The sequence below is a fragment of the Ensifer sp. SSB1 genome (assembly GCF_016652895.1).
Classification (GTDB): domain Bacteria; phylum Pseudomonadota; class Alphaproteobacteria; order Rhizobiales; family Rhizobiaceae; genus Ensifer.
On record NZ_JAEPRP010000153.1, the window covers coordinates 1 to 18,152 of the forward strand.

Sequence of the window (18,152 nt, forward strand, 5' to 3'; positions counted from 1 at the left end):
CGGGCCGGCGGCCGGCGACGAGATCCTCTGCCAGGTGGCCTATCGGCTGAAAGCCTGTGCGCCCGAGGGGGCGACGATCACCCGTTCGGATAGCGACGAGTTCGCCTTCGTCCTGCCACTCGTCTTCGAGCGCAAGGGGGCGGAGAAGGTCGGGCAGATGCTGAAGGAGGTGCTGTCGGCGCCCTTCGACCTCGGCGACCGGCATGTGCGTCTGTCCGCGTCCTTCGGTTTCGCCGTCTATCCCTTTGCCGGGGAAGTGTTTGAAGATCTGCTGAAGAGCGCCGATACGGCGCTTTATCGCTCGAAGCGTCGCGGCCGCGGCCAGATCACCGTCTATTCGCAGGAAATTGCCCAGGAGATGAAGCGCGCGACGCAGCTCGAGCAGGCGCTGCGCAATGCCATCATCGCCAACGAAGTCGATGTGCATTTCCAACCGATCGTCGATCTGCGCAACGATGCCGTCGTCGGTTTCGAAGCCCTGGCGCGCTGGTGCGATGCCGATCTCGGTTATGTCTCGCCGGCCGTCTTCGTGCCGCTGGCCGAGGAGCGCGGTTTCATCGAATCTCTGGCGGAAGTGCTGTTGCGCAAGGCGGCGCATGCGGCACTCTCCTGGCCGAAGGAACTTTTCCTCTCCTTCAATCTCTCCTCGGCGCAGCTCATGGATCCGGCGACCAGCCACCGACTGCTGTCGATCATCCATCAGATCGGTCTCGATCCGCGCCGGTTGGAACTGGAGATCACCGAGACGGCTGTCATGGCCGATGCCGACATCGCCCAGAAGATCGTTTCGGAACTGCGCGCCGCAGGTGTCCGCGTTTCACTCGACGACTTCGGCACCGGGCAGTCGAGCCTGGGGCGGCTGCGCGATTTCTCCTTCGACAAGGTCAAGATCGATCGCGCCTTCGTATCGCGCATTTCGGCCGACCGTGCTTCCGAGCACATCATCAAGGCGATCGTCTCGATGTGCGAGGGTCTCGAACTGGAGGTCGTCGCCGAAGGCATCGAGGATTTCTCCGAGGCCTTGAAGCTGAAGGCCCTCGGCTGCGGCCTCGGGCAAGGCTATTTCTACGGAAAGCCGGCTGATGCCGTGGCGACGATGCGCTATCTTTCCGATCGCTATCGCGACGTCTCGGCCCAGGCCTGAGCCGGTCTATTCACCGGACGCCGACAGCGCCACGCGGTCCCGCCGCCCTTCTTCCAGCAGCCAGTCGCGAACCCTTTTGGCCTGGGCGTTGAGCTCGCGCGACCGTGGCCAGACGACATAGAAGGCAAGGCCGGTCTTGAGCACGTGCCCGGCGACCGGCATCAGGGCGCCGGAGCGGATCTGCGGGTTGATCAGGTGTTCCCAGCCGAGCGCCACGCCTTCGCCCGCAAGCACCGCCTGGATCACCAGGACGTAATCGTTGATGGTCAGGCGGCGGGCCTGCTTCGGATAGGTGAGGCCGGCGCTCGCAAACCACTCGGTCCAGTCGCAGGCGCGTCGCACCGGCTCCTCGAGGTGGATGAGATTGTGGCGCTGCAGATCGGCCGCGGTCTTCGGCAGTCCGTGCTCCTCGATATAGGCGGGCGTCGCGACGGCATTGACCACCTCCTCGGCAAGCAGGGCAGCGTGATAGCGTGGCCAGTGGCTGGGGTCGCCGCCGCGAATGCCGAGCGGAATCGGCTCCTCCTCGAGATCGAGATCGCGCACGGCCGTCTGGATGCGCAGATCGATCTCCGGCAGGTCCTCGCGCATGCGGTTGAGCCGTGGCAGCATCCACATCGAAGCAAAGGCGGTCGAGGCCGCAAGCGTCACGTTGGTTTCGCGGCCCTTGGCGCGGATATCCTCGGCCGATTTCTGGATCCGCGACAGGCCGACGGACACATCCGCATGAAATTTCTCGCCCGCCTCCGTCAGTTCGACCGCCCGATGCACGCGGTGGAAGAGCGGCACGCCCAACTGTTCTTCCAGGCCGCGGATGGCGTAGGAGACTGCAGCCTGGGTCATGCCGAGCTCGTTTGCAGCGCGCGTGAAATTCTGATGGCGGCCGGCCGCCTCGAAAACGATGAGGCTTGCGGCGGAGGGAAGCAGGCGGCGTAGGTTTTCCATAAGTCATGCTTATCGCATGGCTCGAATTTTTCCAGCGTTACAACGGAATTTTTCGCCAATAGCATCATCTCAGGTGATGGGAGGATGCGTGAATGGATACGGCACTGGCAGCAGGCGAGGCGGCACCGAGACGGACGCGGGGGTCAAGGTCGCAACGGCGCGAAGGCGCAGGCCGGAGCCTCGGCGTTCCCTACATCATCAGAAACATCCCGACCTACGACATTCTCGGCGAAGAAAGCCTGCTGCGGATCGAGGCGGTCGCCGATCGTATTCTTGCGGAGGTCGGCATCGAGTTCCGCGACGATCCTGAGGCGCTTGCCCATTGGAAGCGGGCCGGTGCCAGTATCGACGGCGTGCGCGTGACCTTCGAGCCCGGCATGCTCAAGGAAATCGTCGGCTCGGCGCCAAAGCAGTTCACCCAGCACGCCCGCAATCCCGCCCGCAACGTCGAGATCGGCGGCAAAAACGTCGTCTTCTCGCCGGCTTATGGATCCCCCTTCGTCATGGATCTCGACAAGGGCCGGCGCTACGGGACGATCGAGGACTTCCGCAACCTGATCAAGCTGGCGCAGTCGAGCCAGTGGCTGCACCATTCCGGCGGAACGATCTGCGAGCCGGTCGACGTGCCGGTCAACAAGCGCCATCTCGACATGGTTTACAGCCATATCAAATATTCCGACCGTGCCTTCATGGGCTCGATCACGGCGGAAGATCGCGCCGAAGATTCGATCGAGATGGCGCGCATTCTTTTCGGCCGCGATTTCGTCGACAGCAACTGCGTCATCCTCGGCAACGTCAACGTCAACTCGCCGCTGGTCTGGGACGGAACGATGACGAAGTCGTTGCGCGCCTATGCGCGGGCAAACCAGGCGGCGGTCATCGTGCCCTTCATTCTGGGCGGCGCCATGGGGCCGGTCACCAATGCCGGCGCCATCGCCCAGTCCTACGCCGAGACGCTTGCCGGCTGTGCACTGACCCAGCTTGAACGCAAAGGCGCGCCGGTGATCTTCGGTAATTTCCTGTCGTCCATGTCGCTGCGCTCGGGATCACCGACCTTCGGCACACCGGAACCTGCTATCGGCAGCATGGTCGTCGGCCAGCTTGCGCGCCGGCTCGGCCTGCCGCTGCGCTGTGCCGGCAATTTCTCCAATTCGAAGCTGCCGGATGCGCAGGCGATGCAGGAAGGCGCCATGTCGATGCTTTCGGCGGTGCATTGCGGCGCCAACTTCATCCTGCACTCGGCCGGCTTCGTCGATGGACTGCTGGCCATGTCCTACGAGAAGTTCGTCATGGACACGGACTTCTGCGGCGCGCTGCATTCCTATCTCGCCGGCGTCGTCGTCGACGACAACACGCTGGCAATGGACGCCTTCCTGCAGGTAGGTCCCGGCAGCCACTTCCTCGGCTGCGATCACACCATGCGCAACTACCAGGCAGCCTTCTGGGATTCGGCGCTCTCCGACAACGAACCGTTCGAAAAGTGGGTCGAAGAGGGTGAGACGGATATGGCAACGCGCGCCAACCGTGCCTGGAAGAAGACGCTTGCCGAATACGAGGCGCCGCCGCTGGATGTGGCGCTCGACGAGGCGCTGATCGATTATGTCACGCGCCGCAAGGAGAGCATGGCGGATGCCTGGTACTGACGAAACCGGTATGCTGGGCCGCTCGCAACACCCATGCCGGCATCTATGGTGCCCTTCGTTGTGGAGTGTTCGCCCGAGCAATCTCTTTTGAACAGGGACCTTTTTGAACAGGGAAAGAGCGGCGCTGGATACCGCCGCCCTCCTTAGGCGCACTGAAACAGCCTGATACTGACTACTGCTGCGGCTGAGCCGGTGCCGTGCTGGTCGAGGAGGTCGTCGAGGTGTCAACCGGCTGGTTGGCGTTCTGCTCGGCAATCTTCTGCGACTTGGTCTTGAATTCCGGAGCCGCCTTCAGCGTGTCGGCGGTTTCCGTCGTCGTCAGCTTCAGCTTGTCCGTGTTGGGCTGTTCGGCGATCGCAATGCGATCGAACGGAACTGCGACGTCCTTTTCGCCGAGGCCCAGGAAACCACCGACACCGATCACGGCCGCTTCAACGCCGCCATCCTTCTTCATGATCAGGTCGTTGATCTCGCCAATGCTTTCGTCACCGGCATTGTAAACGGTCTGGCCGATATAGGTGCTGGCAGCGATCTGATCGCTTGTCTGCTCGGTCAGATAGGTGGCGTCCGACTGGGCGACATCAGTAGTGGCTTCGCCAGCCGCCGGTGGCGTCGTGGTCTGAGCCTCGTTCGTCGGAGCTGCGGTGCCCGGGGCCGGCTGTGCCGGCTGCATGGTCTGCGTCTGATCGGGCTGCGGCTGCGTCGTATCCTGCGAATAAGCGACCGGGGCGACAGCAAGACCCGCGAAAAGCGCGCCAGCCGCGACGGTTGTTACGAATTTCTTAGTCATGTCAAACTGCCTTTCCTTGACGTTTCCGATCAAGGTACGGGCCTGGCTGCCGTCGCCAGATCCACCGCACCGGTGATATGACGTCAACGCCCAAGCGCCGAAACAGTTCCGGAAAAAAGCAGTCAAAATCTCAATGGATAAGGCTGCGCTTGCGTTCTTCCCCCATGTTCTTTGGAATTGCGCGAGAGGTTACCTGCCATTTTTCAGGGGAATTATTTCTATATTCTGCGTCCATGTATTTTAGAGATTTATAATTAGCTTCTATTCGTTGACGGATTCTTGATTGTTCTTGCAGATACTTGAAGTGACACAGGATATAGAGCAGCGGAGCTGCGTCGTCCTGTCATCCTGGACGACACCCGCCATGTTTCTGCCGCGACGCTTTCTCTCCGTTTCCCTTCTGTCAGTGCTGGCCATGGCCGCTCTCGTTTCGATCGAGCGCAACCTTTTCGGCGCGCGCTACTTCTCCGAACGTGTGCCTCAGGTCCAACCCTATAATCTCTGGCATGGCTGGGTCGCCCTCAGCCTGTCGCTCGCCGCAGTTCAGGGTTTCACCCGCGATGTCTCCAGGCTTGGAGGGCCGGTGCTTCGGCTTGCCTCTCGTCGCGAGCTGTGGATCTGCGTGGCGACATGGGTGTTTGCGACGTTCGTGGCCTTGGTCTTCGTTTTCGACCCGACCGTCTTCAGTGTCCTGGCGCGTGAGGACGGCCTGGTCGAGTGGTCGTCTGCCCTCCTGATCTTTGCCGCCTGCGGGTTCCTTGCGATGGCAGCCATCGGGCAGTTTCGTGCAGCCCTTGCCGGGGCAGAGCGCCTCGCATGGGTCGCCGCCGGCGCTGCGGCGGTTCTTAGCGCCGGCTTCTTCGTGATTGGCATGGAGGAGATATCCTGGATGCAGCGCGTCTTCGGCATCGTCACGCCCGAAGGGCTGTTGGCCGTCAACAAGCAGCAGGAATTGAACCTGCACAACATCGCAACAGGCTTCTCGGAACTACTTTATTATACCGGCAGCTTTATGCTTCTGACGCTTGCCCCCTTCATTTGGCTCTATCTTCGCAAGGGCGTAAGCCTTGGCCGCCTCGATGCCTTCGCCCCGAGCGTTCTGGTGCTGGTGGCAAGCGCGCCCATGGCCGCGTTCAACAGCGACAACTGGAGCATGCTGCCGACGCAGATGATGGTGATGATGACCGTCATCATGCTGCTGGTAATTGCAGACATCGCATTGAGGGCAGGACAGTGGCGCGAGTTCATCGTGCTGACGGTCGGCGCCGTTCTGATCGTCGCTATCCAGGAACTGTTCATCCTGCAGGCTTCGCTGCTCGTGCGGCTCTGGGATCCGACCGAATACAAGGAGTTCTTCATTGCCCTGGGGCTTGCGATCTACGGCTTTCAGGCCTGGTCGCGTCTGCGTTCGCCCGTCACCGCATCTGCTGCCGCACGCCGCTTCAACTCGTATCCGCTTGGCGGATAAAAATACCCCGCCGGAGTGGCGGGGTATCTGAACAGTTCGACTTGCCGCTGTGACGAATGGTCGTCAGTGGCTTTCGCGCAGGACCTCGCTGCCGCTGCCGCCGACGAGGAAATCCAGGTCCGCACCCTTGTCGGCTTGCAGCACCGTGTCCTGGTAAAGCTTGTAATAGCCGCGGGTCCATTTCTGCGGCGGCGCCTGCCAGGCGGCCATGCGCGTCGCAAACTCTTCCTCGCTGATCATCAGGTTGAGCTCGCCCTTCATCGCGTCGAGGCGGATGCGGTCGCCGGTCTTGACGATGGCGAGCGGCCCGCCGGCATTCGATTCCGGGCTGACATGCAGGACCACGGTGCCGAAGGCGGTGCCGGACATGCGGGCGTCGGAAACGCGCACCATATCGCGCACGCCCTTCTCGACGAGGCGCCGTGGGATTGGCATGTTGCCGACCTCGGCCATGCCCGGATAGCCCTTCGGTCCGCAGCCCTTGAGAACCAGAATGGTGTCCTCCGTCACCGGCAGGTCGGGATCGTCGATTTTCGCCTTCAGTTCCTCGATCGTCTCGAAGACATAGGCCGGGCCTTCGTGAACCAGAAGATGCTCGCTTGCGGCCGACGGCTTGATGACGGCACCGTTCGGGGCAAGGTTGCCCTTGAGCACGCGAATGCCGGCGGCGGCCCGCAGAGGATTGTCGAGCGGGCGGATGACGTCGTCGTTATAGACCTCGGCATCTTCCCAGTATTTGCTGATCGGCACGCCGAAGACCGTCGGCGCGTCGGCATGCAGCAGGTGCTGGATGCGGTTCATCACCGCCGGCAGGCCGCCGGCATAGGCGAGATCTTCGATCAGATACTTGCCGGACGGCATGCAGTTGACGATGCACGGCACCTGGCCGCCGACGCGGTCGAAATCCTCGAGACAGAGATCGACACCGGCGCGGCCGGCGATCGCCAGCATGTGAACGACGGCATTGGTCGAGCCGCCGACGGCGGCGTTGGCAATGATGCCGTTCTCGAAATTCTTCTTGGTCAGCACCTTCGACAGGCGCAGGTCTTCATGCACCATCTCGACGATGCGCTTGCCGGTCATGTGCGACAGCGCCATGCGGCGTGCGTCGACGGCGGGCAGGGCCGCATTGGTCGGCAGCGACAGGCCCATGGCCTCGACGATCGACGCCATGGTGGTGGCGGTGCCCATGGTCATGCAGACGCCCGGCGAGCGCGACATGCCGCTTTCGGCCGCCATGAATTCCTGCATGCTCATATCGCCGGCGCGTACGGCTTCGGAGAACTTCCAGACATCCGTGCCGGAGCCGATGTCCTTGCCCTTCCACTTGCCATTCAGCATCGGGCCGGAGGAGACGACGATCGTCGGCAGGTCGACGGAAGCAGCGCCCATCAACTGGCCGGGTGTGGTCTTGTCGCAGCCACCGAGCAGCACCACGCCGTCGATGCCATAGGCGCGGATCGCCTCTTCGACGTCCATGGCGAGCAGATTGCGGAACAGCATCGCGGTCGGACGCATCTGCGTCTCACCGAGCGAGGACACCGGGAACTCGACCGGAAAGCCGCCGGCCTCCCAGACGCCACGCTTCACTCCCTCTGCCAGAATGCGAAGGTGGCTGTTGCAGGGCGTCAGTTCGGACCAGGTGTTGCAGATACCGATGATCGGGCGACCGTCGAAAACGTGGTCTGGAAATCCCTGGTTCTTCATCCAGGAGCGATGGATAAACCCATCCTTGTCGGTGCCGCCGTACCAGTGACGGCTGCGCAGTTCTTTCTTCTTGTCGCTCATGCGAGCTTCCTCCTCACCATGCGATGAAACGCGTGGCTGAATTGTATGACTTTTTATTGACGCTTCGCCAAGCCGTTTCCGCTCAGAGACGGAAAGACGGTTCAAACCGGCCCTTGACGCTGATCCCGAGATCGAAGGTCTTGCCGGCATGCGGATCGGCCGCACGCGTTGCTTCGTCCATGTCCTGCCAGGCCGATGTCACCAGCATGCGGTCGGCCTTCGGTCCGATGAAGGCGGTGCAGCTCGGCTGGCCCGTCGGCACTCCGTAACGCGCGATGCGCGCACCGTCAGGCCGGTAGACATCGACCGTACCGCTGCCCCAGCGGGCGTTCCAGATTAGGCCGTCGGCATCGCACACCGAGCCGTCGATGCCGCCGGCTTCGCCGCTGCCGTCGACGAGCAGAGTGGGTTCGCCCGTCGGCAGGCCCGTCTCGGCATCGATTTCGACGCGCATCAGGTGGTTGATGTCGGTATCGACGAAATAGGCGATGGTTCCATCCGGCGAGAAGCAGATGCTGTTCGGAATGGTGACGCTGTCATAGAGCTTCGTCACCTTGGTGCCGGCGACGTGGTAGATTGCGCCGGAGCCCTTTTCGGCGCTGCGGCCCATGGTGCCGATCCACAGCGAACCGGAGGCATGGACACGGCCGTCGTTCGAACGATTGACGGGCTTGTCCTCGAGCGCGGTGAGCAGGCTGAAGGCACCCGTCTTCGTATCCCTGACAAAGAGGCCCTGGTCGGAAGCGATCAGTTGCCGGGCCGGATCGATGACGGCGAGCACGCTGCCGAGGAAGGGCAGGGCGTGCACGGTCTTGCGGCCGGTCTCAAGATGCAGTTCGTGCAGTTCCTGGCCCTTGATATTGAACCACCAGGCAGTGCCGGTGGCCGGGTCGTAGGTCGGGCCTTCGCCGAGGATCGACGTCGCTTCGCAAAGGATGCTGCCGGAAAAAGGAGTGGTATCGCTCATCAGCGTGCTCCGTAGACGGCGTCATAGGCCTTGATGGTTGCGACGGCGCGTTCGCGGACTTCGGCGGCGCGCATGCCGGGCTTGTAGAGGCTCGAGCCGAGACCGAAGCTGCGGATGCCGGCCTGGGCGTAGTCGCCGAAGTTCGCGTCCGAAACACCGCCGACGGCAGCGATCTCAAGCTCTGGCGGCAGGATCGCGCGGATCGCGGTGATGCCCGATGGTCCGAGCACGCTTGCCGGGAAGAACTTGAGGCCGGTGGCGCCGGCTGCCGCGGCCGAAAGCGCCTCGGTCGGCGTGAGCACGCCCGGCATGGTGACCATGCCCTTCTGTGCTGCGAGCGAGATGACCGCCGGTTCGACATTCGGGCTCACCATCAAGCGACCGCCGACATCGGCCAGCTGCTCCACCTGCGCCGTCGTCAGCACCGTGCCGGCGCCGATCAGGCAGCCCTCGGGCGCTATCTTCACGGCGGTCTCGATCGAGCGGAACGGATCGGGAGAGTTCAGCGGGATCTCGATCGCGGTGAAACCAGTTTCGATCAGCGCGCCGACGACGCCTTCGGCCTCCTCGGGCTTGAGGCCACGCAGGATCGCGATCAGCGGATATTTCATCGACGGAAAGGGAATGCGGGTCATGTGCTTGTCTTTCGTTCAGAGGGGCCAGATCGCCTGGGCGGCGGTCGAGAGGCCGGCGCGGACCGCCGTGTCGGCATCGACGACCTGAAGCGGGCAATCGAGGCTTGCGAGCGCGGCTTGATAAAGCGTGCCGAGGGAACCGGAGGCGACGAGGCAGATGCTGTCGATCGTCTTGGCCGAAGCCAGCGCGCCGGCGATCTCAAGGCCGATCAAGGTGCCCGAGAGCAACGCCTTGGCGTCGGTCGCACTGGCGCCGTGCAGCAATTGCCCGGCGCGCGCGCCGAAGAGCAGGCTGGTCCCCAAGGCGGGATTGGTGCGTGCCTCGGCCACTGCCGCCGCAAAGGCGGGATGTTCGCCGGAAAACGCATGTGCGTCGGCGATCGAGTGGCTGAGGATCGAATGCTTCGAGATCACGTCGAACAGTTCGCCGGTCATGAAGGTGGAGAAGCCACTGACGGCACCGTCTTCGAGGCGAACCCACTTGCTGTGCGTTCCCGGCATGCAGACGAGGTGCCGGCCGCGGCCAAGTTCCCCGGCGGCGCCGAGCAGTTGCGTTTCTTCGCCGCGCATCACGTCCGGGTGCCGCCGGTCGCGCTGTGCGAGACCCGGCAGGATGCGAATGTCACGGTCGAGGTCCGGGACGGCCACGGCATGAGAGGCGATGGCCGCGAGTGCCGCCGGGGTATCGAGATAACCGGCCTCGACCCAGCCTTGCTTGGCGCCGGCCATGCCACAGATGATCGCCGGCAGATGGCTGGGCGCGTCGACGGCGTCGAGGTGCTTTTCCAGGATCGTATGAAAACCGGTTTTGCTGGCGGTCGTCATGCCTTCGCCGCTGCGGCGTTCGGCAAGCACGGAGCCGTCCTCGCCGATGATCCACAGCCGAAAGCTCGTCGTTCCCCAGTCCACTGCGGCATAATAGGCTGCCGTCATCAAAGTGCGCCTCCATCGATGATCATTGTTTGCGCGGTCATGCCTGCGGAGCAGTCCGACGCGAGGTAAAGGCAGGGCCCGACGAGATCGTCGGCAGTCAGGCTGCGTTTCAGGCACTGCCTTTCCTGCATCTTGGCGATTGCATCGTCGCTGAGCCAGAGCCGTTTCTGCCGTTCGGTGACGATCATGCCGGGCAGGATCGCGTTGACGCGGATATTGTCGGGACCGAGCCTGCCGGCGAGCGACTTGGTCAGGCCGACGATACCGGCCTTCGCCGTGGCATAGGCCGGGATCTCGCCCATGTTCAGCAGGAAGGCGATCGAGGAGAAATTGATAATCGAGCCGCCGCCCGCTTGCCGCATGTGCGGCGCGACCGCCTGGCTCATGAAGAACAGGTGTCTGAGATTGACTGCCTGGCTCTCGTCCCAGGTTTCTTCGCTCACGACCTCCAATGCCTGGCGATCGTCGCGCGCCGCATTGTTGACAAGCACATGGATCGCACCGAGCGCTGCGGCCGCCGTTTCCGCAGCGTTCCGCACCACATCGATGTCGCGCAGGTCGCCGGGAATGAAATGCGGCTTGTAGCCGGTTTGATCGTCAAGCCGCTCGCAGAGATCGGCGCCCGCCCGCTCGTCGATATCGACGAAGGCGACCCGCGCGCCCTGGCGCACGAAGCCTTCGACCAGGGCGGCGCCGATCCCCGAGCCGCCGCCTGTAATCAGCACGCCGCGGCCGGTGAGATCGTGAAATTGTACCTTGGGCGCCGGCATGTCCCGCATTCCCTCGTGAAAGCCGTTTCAGGATGTAGCCTGTTCCATTATTTGGAACTTGATTTTAATATGTGGAATTATCGGGTCGAAGCGGCTATCTTGTCAAGATCAGGCGCGACGGCGAAAGCCACTTGAAGACAAGCGAACGGCGATGACGAGCGAGATGATAGCGACGGACGAGGGGCGCGGCGAGGCCGGCACGGGCACGCTCGGCAAGGCAATCGCCGTGTTGGAAGCCGTGGTCACCGCAGATGGACCGCAGCGCTTTACAGATATTCTTGCCCGGTCCGGTCAACCGCGGGGCACGTTGCATCGCCTGCTTAGCCACCTTGTCGAAGAGGGCTTGTTGATCCAACGTCGCGATCTTTCCTACGAGCCCGGCCTTCGGCTGCTGACGCTTGCCTATCGCTCCTGGTCTGCCAATCGCTTTCGTGACGTTGCTGAACCGCACCTGCAGCGTCTGCACGAATTGACCGGTGAGACCGTGCATCTCGGTATCCTGCGCGAAACGGAGATCGTCTATGTCGACAAGGTCGAGAGCCGCCAGACGGTGCGCATGAGCTCGCAGATCGGCAAGGCGTCGCCGGCCTATTGCACCGGCATCGGCAAGGCAGCGTTGTCGCTGCTTGCGCCGCCGGAGCTGGAGCATGTGCTGGCCAGAACCGAGTTTCACCCATTCACCCGGCACACGCATCGTTCGGCGACCACCCTGCGCGCGGAAGTCGAAGAGATCAGGCGCGACGGCCATGCCTTCGATCGCGAAGAGCACGAAGCGGAGATCCGTTGCGTGGCTGCACCCATTGCTATCCCCGGTAGCGAGATTGCGGCCGGAATCTCGGTGACGGGGCCGGCCTACAGGGTCAGCATGGAGCAATTGGTGGCCTGGGCAGCGCCTGTGCGTGAGGCGGCTCGGGCGATCGCCGAGGAGGCCGCGATCCGGCTCGGCCCCGGGCGCGGTGGACCTTGAATTCACTTTACGGAAAATAAGAAAAATCTACTGGACGTGAAGCGTCAAGCTCGATAGTTTTTAATATATCAGACTCAGGTTCGTGGATGGTCTTAGTCTGGTTTGGTTTTGGTATTTGCAGAATTTTTGGCGTAATCTTCATGCGGCGTCAGCGGCCGGCCCTTCTGCGGTGCCGGATGTGGAGAAGGGCGGAAGATGATCGATTTCAGTGCGAATTTGTCGTCGTTGACGCTTCCTGATGGGCGGAGCATCAGGGCGCCGATCTGTTGTGAGGAAGACTTTCGACGAGTAATCGCCCAGGTGGCGGATGCTTACGGTTTCCGCGGCTTTCTGGTGCTTGCTGTTCCGGACACGGGTTGCAATAGCCTGTCGGCCAACGCGCTCGTGACCAATTACCCGACCGCGTTCCTGCAGGGGTATGACAGCGCCGGCCTGATCAATGGCAGTCCAGTGATCCAGCGCCTGCGCCGCAGCACCATTCCCTTCACCTATGATGCGCATCAGCTGGCGCGTCGCCGGGCGGACGGCAAGGGCGATGCGGCCATTTGTGTCTTCGAGCAGGCAAACATGCCACGCGGCCTGTATCTGCCGGTGCATGACGCAAGCGGCCACCGTGCAGCCATCGCCTTCGGCGGCGATCGCCCGGTCGTCTCCAACGACGAACTGCAGGAACTCAATCTGTGGGCCGGGCTGCTTTACAGCAAGTACATGGAAGTCCGCGAACGTGATCGGCGTGGGGCGGGCAGCCTTTCGCGCCGCGAAGTGGAGTGCCTGCGTTGGGCGGCTGCCGGCAAGACCACCAGCGAGATGGCGAAAATCCTCACGTTGTCCGAGTATACGGTCAACCACTACCTCAACCGCGCTACACGGAAGCTGGACTCTGTCAACCGGGTCCAGACGGTCGCCAAGGCCGTGCGCGCCGGCCTCATCAATTGATGACCGGTGCCGGCCGCGCCTGAAGAGGGCAGCCCTGCCTGTGCTTCGCGAAGGAAATACACAGACTTTTGGGCCGAGTGGGCCGGGAATCTCGATCATCTGTTGGCATTGGCAGGCCGCTCGGTCTATTTGATACTTGATGAATGCCATGGAACGCGCGAATGCAGGATACGATGACGGCCGGGATGACTGACGCAGATCTGCCCCGGGGCGGCGATTTCGCGTCCGAGATCGCAAAGCTTGAGACCCAGTTCGATATCATCCGCTATATGCGGCGGATGACGCAGGTCTTCGGTTTCAAGACCTTTCTGATCTGCTCGATCCCTTCGATCGACGTGGAGCGCCTGGCCGCGAGCACCGTCATCTCCAACATGCCGGCCGAACTGCTGAACAAGTATGACAGCCTGTCGATGCTGCGCTTCAGTACCGGCGTGCGCCGCCTGCGCGAGACGACGACACCATTCCAGGTGACGCTCGAAGCCTGGGAAGATGAGGGCGGCAAACCGGACACGGCCGCAGAATACATCGCGATGCTGCGCGAAAACGGTATCTTCCAGGCGAGCTATTTCCCCGTTCATGATGCCGAGGGCGGCCGCGGCGCGGTCATCCTCATGGGCCCGCTGGTCGAATTGCCGATGACGGTGACCATGGAACTGCAGATGATCGCGATCCATGTCTACAATCGGCTCGCCGAAATCGGTTCGGTATGGAAGAGCAGTGGCGCAACGCTTTCGGAGCGCGAGATCCAGTGCCTGAGCTGGACGGCGGCCGGAAAGACCAGTGCCGAAATTGCCGGCATCCTCGGGCTCTCCGAACACACGGTCAACCACTACCTCAACCACGTGACCAAGAAGCTCGACGCCGTGAACCGCACGCAGGCGGTCGTAAAGGCAATGAAGAAGGGCTACATCAGTTAGCCCTCGCGGCCTCGATGTGCCGTACCTCTTTTCTGCACGCGCTCTTGTCTGCGCTGCGACTGCGAAGCCTGCGGAGCTAGTCGCGCCCGCGCTCCCTCCGCACCGAAATTGCCGCTGCCGCCGCCGATTTGCTCCATGATTGGACGATTTGCAGACGGCTGCTCAGAAACTGGGCAGATGCCCTCGCGCAATCCTGCACCCGGAAATGTCCTATCTATTTGAAATTAAGTAATATTTTTCCAGGGATTGAATCTGGCACGCATCCTGCATTTCAAATGGCATGTCCAGAGGGGACTAAAATAAGGACAGCGCCCACGAAGGTCGCGACCAAGAGGGCCACTGCCCGCTTCACGGTGATCCCGGATGTACGGACACCGAAGCGGGTGGTGGCCCTTCCTTTTTCCGATATGTCGCATTGGCGAAGCGCCCCGCCTCGACTATCTAAGGGATAACAAAAGAATGAGAGGGCGCGATGCCGGAAGTCACGAAAGAAGTGGTCCTTGAGAAGCTGCGTACGGTGCGTGGCCCGGGCATGGAAGGCAACATCGTCGATCTCGGGCTCGTGTCTGACGTCTTCATCTCCGATGGCAAGGCGTATTTCTCGATTACGGTGCCGGCGGACCGCGCCAAGGAGCTGGAACCGATGCGGGCCGCAGCCGAGCGCGTGGTGCGGGATATCCCTGGCATCACGGCCGCCATGGTTGCGCTGACCGCTGACCGCAAGGCGGCGCCTGCAGGCGCCCCGGTGCAGCGTCCGCAGCCGTCGGCTGCGCCGCATGCCGGCCATTCCCATGCACCGCGTCCCGCCGGTGGACCGCCCACCAAGGCCGGGATTCCGGGTGTCGGTGCCATCATCGCCGTCGCCTCCGGCAAGGGCGGCGTCGGCAAGTCGACGACCTCGGTCAATCTGGCTCTGGCGCTGAAGGCCAACGGCCTGAAGGTCGGCCTGCTCGATGCCGATATTTACGGCCCCTCCATGCCGCGCCTTCTGAAGATTTCCGGACGGCCGCAACAGATCGAAGGGCGCCTCATCCGCCCGATGGAAAATTACGGCCTCAAGGTCATGTCCATGGGCTTCCTCGTCGATGAAGAAGTGGCGATGATCTGGCGCGGACCGATGATCCAGTCCGCCTTGCTGCAGATGCTGCGCGAAGTCGCCTGGGGCGATCTCGACGTTCTGGTGGTCGACATGCCGCCCGGTACCGGTGACGCCCAACTCACCATGGCACAGCAGGTGCCGCTTGCCGGTGCCGTCATCGTCTCGACGCCGCAGGATCTGGCGCTGATCGATGCTCGCAAGGGCCTTGCCATGTTCCGCAAGGTGGAGGTCCCGGTTCTCGGCATCGTCGAGAACATGAGCTACTTCGTCGCGCCCGACACCGGCAAACGCTACGATATCTTTGGCCACGGCGGTGCCCGCAAGGAGGCCGAGCGCATCGGTGTTCCGTTCCTCGGCGAAGTGCCGCTGACCATGGGTATTCGCGAGACGTCGGACGCCGGCACGCCGCTGGTTGCATCCGACCCGACCGGCGAGGTCGCACGTGTCTATCGCGATATCGCGACAAAGGTCTGGGAACAGGTATCGGCCACGCAGCAGGACAAGAGCCGCGCCGCGCCGACTATCGTCTTCGAATGATCGTCTCCGGGGCTAATTCTTTCCGAGCGGGCTCAAGGTGCTACGGCGAATTTGCGCGTCAGGCATGACGCGATGCGGGGGCACCGAATCGTTTTGCCCTTGATTCGATTTTGCTTTAAGCAAACATGCGGTAGGGTGGAGCCGGCATGGCGGCACCCGCCCGCGCGCTGGATTGCAAGGGGGCATTGATTTTGCGTTTGCGTTGCGCCATATGCCTTGCCGCACTTGCGAAGGTGCCCAACTTGACGCCCTCTCGCCGGAGATTTTGGCCTCCCGCGATGACTGAGTTGTAGACTTTGTCCTGACTGGCGGAACGTTCGATCCGATGGATCTCTATTGTGGGTATTTTGTGGCGCACGACCTTTCGCCTTCGCTGTCCGGCACATGGCATCGTTCCTTAAGTCGCGATCGATTTAAGGGCAAAGTTATGCAGCAGCTTCACGTTTCACAGCGGTCTTTGCGCGACTTGGCAGACGCACGGCGCAGCAGGCTTCGTTTGACGAGGACGGTCGCATGATCACCGGCTATTGCGCCGATGGGACTGCCGTCGTTCTGACGCCGGCCGAACCGCCCGAAAACCTGCGTCGCGATGTTATCTGGCTGGATCTGGTCGAGCCCACCAAGGCGGAAGACCTGATGATGGAGAAGCTTCTCGGCATTTCCATCCCGACCCGCGACGATCTGAAGGACATTGAACCTTCGAGCCGCCTCTATGTCGAAGAGAATGCCGTGTTCATGACGGCGTCGTTGGTATTCCGTTCGGATACGGAAATGCCTGGCCTGACAGATGTCGGCTTCATCCTCTCCGGCGGCCGGCTCGTGACCATTCGCTATGCCGAGCCCCGGTCCTTCACGCTTTTCAGGACGTCCATGCATCGCTTCCCGGGCGGTTGCCGCGACGGTGCGGTTGTGCTCACCCGGCTGCTGGAAACGATCGCCGACCGGACCGCCGAAATTCTCGAGCAGGCGGTCACGAAGATTGACGATCTGTCGATTGACGTCTTCAGCGACAAGGCGGCAGGCAAGCGCCGGCCGCCGCACTATCTCGAAGCGCGACTGCGCGACGTCGCCGGTCACCACCGCCTGGTCGCCAAGACGCGGGACAGTCTTGCATCGCTGTCTCGCCTGCTGACCTTCGTCTATACCGTTCCCGTTGTGCAGGAAGACAAGGAAACGCGCGAACTCTGCCGCTCGATCTCGCGCGATATCCAGTCCTTGTCCGAACATGCGAGTTTCATTTCCGGCAACATCACCTTCCTGCTCGATGCGTCGCTGGGCCTGATCAACGTCGAGCAGAACGCCATCATCAAGATTTTCTCGATCGCGTCGGTCGTCCTGTTGCCGCCGACCCTGATCGCCTCCGTCTATGGCATGAACTTCCGCGTCATGCCCGAACTGGAATGGTACTTCGGTTATCCCTGGGCGCTTGCGGCTATGGTGATTTCGGCTGTCATCCCCTTTTTCTTTTTCCGCTGGAAAGGCTGGCTTTGAACGCCAGTAGGTTTGCATGACCCAATCGCATGCCCCTTCCACCCAGGAGCCGAAGGACCTGCGCCGTCTGCTGGTCCTCGGGCTCGGTTCGATCGGTGTCGTCTATGGCGATATCGGAACCAGCCCGCTCTATGCCTTTCGTGAAGCGTTGCGCCCGGTCTCCCATGACGGCGTGACCGACGCGGAAATCATCGGCCTGATCTCGCTGATGATCTGGACGCTGACGATCATCGTCACGATCAAGTACGTTTTGTTCCTGCTGCGCGCCGACAACCAGGGGGAGGGTGGTACGCTGTCGCTGCTCGCCCTTCTGATGAAGTCGGCCAACGGGCACGCGTCGATCCTCTTTTTCATGGGGATTGCAGGTGCTGCGCTCTTCATCGGCGACGCGATGATTACTCCGGCCCTTTCCGTTCTTTCGGCCGTCGAAGGTCTGAAGCTGGTGACGCCGGCGCTATCGGAATATGTGGTGCCGATCGCCGTGGTGATCCTGCTCATGCTCTTTGCGGTGCAGTCGAAGGGAACGGCGGCGGTCTCGAATTTCTTCGGTCCGATCACGCTTGTCTGGTTCCTGGTGATGGGCGGCATCGGTCTCGTCCACATCTCCGACGACTTCTCGATCTTCAAGGCGTTCAATCCCCTGTATGCCGTGAGCTTCATGCTCAGCGAAGGTTATGTCGGCATCATCGTGCTCGGCGCCGTGTTCCTGACGGTGACGGGGGCTGAAGCGCTCTACGCCGACCTCGGGCATTTCGGGCGCCGCCCGATCCAATGGGCCTGGTTTCTGATCGTCTTTCCGGCGCTGACCCTCAACTATCTCGGCCAGGGTGCCTTCGTGTTGAAGAACCCGGAAGCCATGTCCGACCCATTCTTCCTGATGTTCCCGAAATGGGCGCTGCTGCCGGTCGTCATCCTGGCGACTGCGGCCACCATCATTGCCAGCCAGGCGGTGATAACCGGGGCTTTCTCACTGACGCGACAGGCGATCCACCTCGGCTTCCTGCCGCGCATGGCGATCTTCCATACGTCTGAAACCCACACCGGGCAGATCTACCTGCCGAACGTCAATACGCTTCTGATGTTCGGCGTCATGGCGCTCGTCTTCGTCTTCGGGTCGTCGGA

16 protein-coding genes are annotated in these 18,152 nt (G+C 62.2%); 9 read left to right on the top strand and 7 right to left on the bottom strand.

Annotated elements, in window-relative coordinates:
• On the top strand, window positions 1–1,144 hold a 1,144-nt coding region (locus I8N66_RS28605; RefSeq protein WP_291161211.1), incomplete at its 5' end, for a bifunctional diguanylate cyclase/phosphodiesterase.
• A gap of 6 nt (window positions 1,145–1,150) precedes the next feature.
• On the opposite strand, the gene I8N66_RS28610 is transcribed toward I8N66_RS28605, so the two are convergent.
• Complete coding sequence (locus tag I8N66_RS28610; RefSeq protein WP_113538065.1) at window positions 1,151–2,089, bottom strand: LysR substrate-binding domain-containing protein; 939 nt, start codon at window positions 2,087–2,089, stop codon at window positions 1,151–1,153.
• Between the two features lie 92 nt (window positions 2,090–2,181).
• On the opposite strand from I8N66_RS28610, the gene I8N66_RS28615 reads away from it, so the two are divergent.
• Entirely contained in the window at window positions 2,182–3,732 is a 1,551-nt protein-coding gene (locus tag I8N66_RS28615; RefSeq protein WP_113538064.1) for a trimethylamine methyltransferase family protein, read from the top strand.
• A gap of 172 nt (window positions 3,733–3,904) precedes the next feature.
• Here I8N66_RS28615 and I8N66_RS28620 read toward each other — a convergent pair whose 3' ends face one another.
• Window positions 3,905–4,522, bottom strand: coding sequence for a PRC-barrel domain-containing protein (locus I8N66_RS28620; protein WP_291161216.1), 618 nt, complete (start codon window positions 4,520–4,522; stop codon window positions 3,905–3,907).
• Window positions 4,523–4,886: 364 nt separating this feature from the next.
• Between I8N66_RS28620 and I8N66_RS28625 the strand changes: the two genes are divergently transcribed.
• Window positions 4,887–5,990 (top strand): hypothetical protein, encoded by a 1,104-nt coding sequence (locus tag I8N66_RS28625; RefSeq protein ID WP_113538062.1) that lies wholly within the window; start codon window positions 4,887–4,889, stop codon window positions 5,988–5,990.
• Between the two features lie 63 nt (window positions 5,991–6,053).
• Here the strand turns inward: I8N66_RS28625 and I8N66_RS28630 are convergent, their stop codons facing one another.
• The 5 genes from I8N66_RS28630 to I8N66_RS28650 all read right to left on the bottom strand — a co-directional run bounded on the left by I8N66_RS28630 (window position 6,054) and on the right by I8N66_RS28650 (window position 11,083).
• On the bottom strand, window positions 6,054–7,778 hold the full coding sequence (locus I8N66_RS28630) for an IlvD/Edd family dehydratase (RefSeq protein WP_113538061.1): 1,725 nt from the start codon (window positions 7,776–7,778) through the stop codon (window positions 6,054–6,056).
• Window positions 7,779–7,860: 82 nt separating this feature from the next.
• Window positions 7,861–8,745, bottom strand: coding sequence for an SMP-30/gluconolactonase/LRE family protein (locus I8N66_RS28635; protein WP_291161221.1), 885 nt, complete (start codon window positions 8,743–8,745; stop codon window positions 7,861–7,863).
• Window positions 8,745–9,380, bottom strand: a complete 636-nt coding sequence (locus tag I8N66_RS28640; RefSeq protein WP_291161224.1) for a 2-dehydro-3-deoxy-6-phosphogalactonate aldolase — start codon at window positions 9,378–9,380, stop codon at window positions 8,745–8,747. Before I8N66_RS28640 ends, I8N66_RS28635 begins: the two co-directional genes overlap by 1 nt.
• A 15-nt stretch (window positions 9,381–9,395) precedes the next feature.
• A complete protein-coding gene (locus I8N66_RS28645; RefSeq protein WP_223726588.1) occupies window positions 9,396–10,316 on the bottom strand; it encodes a 2-dehydro-3-deoxygalactonokinase in 921 nt (306 codons plus the stop codon).
• Window positions 10,313–11,083 (bottom strand): SDR family oxidoreductase, encoded by a 771-nt coding sequence (locus I8N66_RS28650; protein WP_291161228.1) that lies wholly within the window; start codon window positions 11,081–11,083, stop codon window positions 10,313–10,315. The genes I8N66_RS28645 and I8N66_RS28650 overlap by 4 nt, the downstream gene beginning before the upstream one ends.
• Window positions 11,084–11,234: 151 nt before the next feature.
• On the opposite strand from I8N66_RS28650, the gene I8N66_RS28655 reads away from it, so the two are divergent.
• The 6 genes from I8N66_RS28655 to I8N66_RS28680 form a co-directional block, all read left to right on the top strand.
• Window positions 11,235–12,050 (top strand): IclR family transcriptional regulator, encoded by an 816-nt coding sequence (locus tag I8N66_RS28655; RefSeq protein WP_291161231.1) that lies wholly within the window; start codon window positions 11,235–11,237, stop codon window positions 12,048–12,050.
• A gap of 195 nt (window positions 12,051–12,245) precedes the next feature.
• On the top strand, window positions 12,246–12,986 hold the full coding sequence (locus I8N66_RS28660) for an autoinducer binding domain-containing protein (RefSeq protein WP_291161235.1): 741 nt from the start codon (window positions 12,246–12,248) through the stop codon (window positions 12,984–12,986).
• 161 nt (window positions 12,987–13,147) lie between these two features.
• On the top strand, window positions 13,148–13,903 hold the full coding sequence (locus I8N66_RS28665) for a LuxR family transcriptional regulator (protein ID WP_365888019.1): 756 nt from the start codon (window positions 13,148–13,150) through the stop codon (window positions 13,901–13,903).
• Window positions 13,904–14,375: 472 nt separating this feature from the next.
• A complete protein-coding gene (locus tag I8N66_RS28670; protein ID WP_291161238.1) occupies window positions 14,376–15,539 on the top strand; it encodes an Mrp/NBP35 family ATP-binding protein in 1,164 nt (387 codons plus the stop codon).
• A gap of 513 nt (window positions 15,540–16,052) precedes the next feature.
• Window positions 16,053–17,030: a magnesium transporter CorA family protein gene (locus I8N66_RS28675; protein WP_291161241.1), complete on the top strand. Its 978-nt coding sequence runs from the start codon at window positions 16,053–16,055 to the stop codon at window positions 17,028–17,030.
• 16 nt (window positions 17,031–17,046) lie between these two features.
• On the top strand, window positions 17,047–18,152 hold a 1,106-nt coding region (locus tag I8N66_RS28680; RefSeq protein WP_291161244.1), incomplete at its 3' end, for a KUP/HAK/KT family potassium transporter.

Excerpts from the sequence above, each read along its gene's own strand:
- I8N66_RS28675 (WP_291161241.1), top strand. The coding sequence starts at position 16,053 with ATGATCACCGGCTATTGCGCCGATGGGACTGCCGTCGTTCTGACGCCG.
- I8N66_RS28615 (WP_113538064.1), top strand. The coding sequence starts at position 2,182 with ATGGATACGGCACTGGCAGCAGGCGAGGCGGCACCGAGACGGACGCGG.
- I8N66_RS28665 (WP_365888019.1), top strand. The coding sequence starts at position 13,148 with ATGCAGGATACGATGACGGCCGGGATGACTGACGCAGATCTGCCCCGG.
- I8N66_RS28625 (WP_113538062.1), top strand. The coding sequence starts at position 4,887 with ATGTTTCTGCCGCGACGCTTTCTCTCCGTTTCCCTTCTGTCAGTGCTG.
- I8N66_RS28650 (WP_291161228.1), bottom strand. The coding sequence starts at position 11,083 with ATGCCGGCGCCCAAGGTACAATTTCACGATCTCACCGGCCGCGGCGTG.
- I8N66_RS28655 (WP_291161231.1), top strand. The coding sequence starts at position 11,235 with ATGACGAGCGAGATGATAGCGACGGACGAGGGGCGCGGCGAGGCCGGC.
- I8N66_RS28660 (WP_291161235.1), top strand. The coding sequence starts at position 12,246 with ATGATCGATTTCAGTGCGAATTTGTCGTCGTTGACGCTTCCTGATGGG.
- I8N66_RS28670 (WP_291161238.1), top strand. The coding sequence starts at position 14,376 with ATGCCGGAAGTCACGAAAGAAGTGGTCCTTGAGAAGCTGCGTACGGTG.
- I8N66_RS28640 (WP_291161224.1), bottom strand. The coding sequence starts at position 9,380 with ATGACCCGCATTCCCTTTCCGTCGATGAAATATCCGCTGATCGCGATC.
- I8N66_RS28620 (WP_291161216.1), bottom strand. The coding sequence starts at position 4,522 with ATGACTAAGAAATTCGTAACAACCGTCGCGGCTGGCGCGCTTTTCGCG.
- I8N66_RS28630 (WP_113538061.1), bottom strand. The coding sequence starts at position 7,778 with ATGAGCGACAAGAAGAAAGAACTGCGCAGCCGTCACTGGTACGGCGGC.
- I8N66_RS28610 (WP_113538065.1), bottom strand. The coding sequence starts at position 2,089 with ATGGAAAACCTACGCCGCCTGCTTCCCTCCGCCGCAAGCCTCATCGTT.
- I8N66_RS28635 (WP_291161221.1), bottom strand. The coding sequence starts at position 8,745 with ATGAGCGATACCACTCCTTTTTCCGGCAGCATCCTTTGCGAAGCGACG.